Raw genomic sequence first — 2,584 nt, 5'->3', positions numbered from 1 at the left:
CGGCGTACCAGCCCGGCTCGTGCACCTGCGCCTTCTCGGCCGCCTCGGTTCCGAGCAGGAAGCCCTTCGACAGCGGTGGACGCTCGTACGGCACCTGCTTCTCGCCCGAGACGAGGACCACGCTGCCGTCGAAGCCCTCGGTCCGCAGGGTCTCCACGGCCTTGGCGCCGGCGAGGCCGCCGCCGATGACGACGTACTGGCTCATCCCGCCACCCTACGAGCGCGCGAGCCGTCGCGCCCTCGCAGGTCGGCGAGCCCTCAGCGCGTGAGCCGGCGCTGCAGCGCCAGCGCGGCCGGGTCGGTGAGCGAGGCCACCTGGTCCACGACCACGCGAAGGTGCTCGGCGTCGCTGGCCGCCGCGTCGAAGTCCGGTCGCAGCACCGGGTCGATCGACCCCGGCGCGCCGAGCACGAGCGCGGCGACGATCTCGTGGACGATCTCGCGCTGGCGGGCCCGCGCCTCCGGCGCCCCCGCCCGCTCCATCACGTAGACGGCGGTGACGGCCTTCAGCGCCGCGCACTCCAGCCTCGTCCCGCGCGGCACGACGAGGTCCGCGGCGTAGCGGGTCAGCCGCCGTCCGCCGTACGCCTCGCGCGTGGCCGACTCCGCCGCCGAGGCGAAGCGGCCGATGAGCTGGGAGGTCAGGTTCTTCAGCTCGGCGAGGCCGCGGCGCGACCCGTCGAAGGCCTGCGGCCACCATGGCTGGTCATCGAGCCGCTGCAGCGCGTCGACGATCTCCTGCCGCGTCGCGTCGGCGGCGTAGCGCTCCACCGCCACCCGGGCGACGGCCTCCTGCTCGACCGGGTCGGCGAGCTGGGCGAGGGTGAGGTGCCCCGAGACGAGCGCGTCCTCCAGGTCGTGCACCGAGTAGGCGATGTCGTCGGAGGCGTCCATCACCTGCGCCTCCAGGCAGCGCACCCCCTCGGGCGCTCCTGCGCGCAGCCAGACGAAGACCTCGAGGTCCTCGGCGTAGACGCCGTACTTGCCGTCGGCGCCGTCCCGCGGCGGCCAGGGGTACTTCGTCGCCCCGTCGAGGCTGGCGCGGGTCAGGTTCAGGCCCACGCTGCGTTCGGCGGTCACGGTCTTGGGCTCGAGGCGGGTCAGGATCCGCAACGACTGGGCGTTGCCCTCGAAGCCGCCGCACGCCTTGGCCGCCTCGTCGAGCGCGGCCTCGCCGGTGTGCCCGAACGGCGGGTGCCCGAGGTCGTGGGCGAGGCAGGCGGCCTCCACCAGGTCGGGGTCGCAGCCGAGGGCCTGGCCGAGCTCGCGGCCCACCTGGCCGACCTCGATCGAGTGGGTCAGCCGGGTCCGCGGGACGTCCTCGTCCCACGGGTGCACGACCTGGGTCTTCGCGGCGAGCCGGCGAAGCGCGCTCGAGTGCAGGACGCGTGCCCGGTCGCGGGCGAAGCACGTACGGCCGGAGCGTTTGGGCGCCTCCGGGGCCCAGCGCTCCTGCGCGTGGGCGTCGTACCCCTCACCGCGGCCCTCGCCCACCACGCCTGTCACTCTACGGACCGCGCCAGGTCAGCGGCGGTCGTGCCAGAGCCAGGACAGGTAGGCCCCCGTCTCGCGGACGATGTAGTGCACCTCGGTGCCCCGCTGCTGGACTATCGGGCCGGTGCGCGTCGGCGAGGTCGCCACCGTCAGCCCCAGGTGGCGGGCCATCTCCCGGGAGCGGAAGGAGTGCCAGGGGTCGGTCACGATCACCGCGCTGCGCCAGTCGTGCCGGCGCATCTCGGTGGCCACCGCCTGCATGCTGTTCCACGTGTCGCTGCCGGACTGCACGGCCACGACCGACGACGCCGGTACGCCGCGCGCGACCAGCCAGTCCTTGCCCGAGGCGGCCTCGGTGTAGTTGTCCCCCGGCCGCTTGCCGCCCACGGTGATCACGTGCGGGGCCACCCCGTCGCGGTAGAGGACCAGCGCGTGCTCCAGCCGCGCCTGCAGCACCGGGGAGGGGCGGCCGTTGTACTGGCTGGCGCCCAGGACGACGAGCACGTCGGAGCGCGGCCGCTGGTCCTGGCGGGCGGTCCACCAGATCCGCGTGGGCACGCTGGCCAGCCACAGCCACCCGAGGGCGAGCACGGCCACGACACCGAGGGCGACGAGGCGACGGCGCCGGACCCGGCGACGCCGGGCCGCGTCACCGGCCTCGTGAGCCCCCGTCTGGGGCGTCGTCGCCGTCACGTCGTCCAGTCTGCCCGTCCGCACGACCCGCGGAACCATCCGCTCAGCCGCCAGAGGTCGCGAGCTCGGCGGCGTACGGCACGACGTCCTCGTCAGGGTCGTCGAGCCAGCCCGCCGGCAGCGCGACCCGCGGGATGCCGGACGTACGCCCTCGGGGCAGCCCCGCCACCTCGTCCGGGAAGGGCTGGTCCAGCGCCAAGCTCCCGAGGAGGTCGTCGAGCTCGGCGCGGGTGGACACGAGCGCGAGCGCGGCCCTGGTCGGGCCGCCCACGCGGAAGCCCTTGAGGTACCAGGCCACGTGCTTGCGGATGTCACGGCAGGCCTTGTCCTCGTCGCCGTCATAGGTCTCGACGAGCAGGTCGACGTGACGACGCAGCACCCGGGTCACCTCGGCCAG

General features: G+C 74.6%; 4 protein-coding genes. All 4 read right to left on the bottom strand.

What is annotated here, in order from left to right:
• Positions 1-205, bottom strand: a 205-nt coding sequence (locus VMI11_14360; protein HTY73579.1) for an FAD-dependent oxidoreductase, incomplete at its 3' end; no start/stop codon positions are given.
• Positions 206-258: 53 nt separating this feature from the next.
• Complete coding sequence (locus VMI11_14355; protein HTY73578.1) at positions 259-1,497, bottom strand: deoxyguanosinetriphosphate triphosphohydrolase; 1,239 nt, start codon at positions 1,495-1,497, stop codon at positions 259-261.
• 27 nt (positions 1,498-1,524) lie between these two features.
• Positions 1,525-2,187, bottom strand: a complete 663-nt coding sequence (locus VMI11_14350; protein HTY73577.1) for a YdcF family protein — start codon at positions 2,185-2,187, stop codon at positions 1,525-1,527.
• A 43-nt stretch (positions 2,188-2,230) separates the two neighbouring features.
• Positions 2,231-2,584 (bottom strand): tRNA dihydrouridine synthase DusB (locus VMI11_14345; protein HTY73576.1); only part of this gene is annotated, 354 nt, incomplete at its 5' end.

The organism is Actinomycetes bacterium, assembly GCA_035506535.1.
GTDB lineage: Bacteria > Actinomycetota > Actinomycetes > DATJPE01 > DATJPE01 > DATJPE01.
Note: the sequence above shows the minus strand (reverse complement) of the source record. Positions and strands in the feature narration are given on the sequence as shown.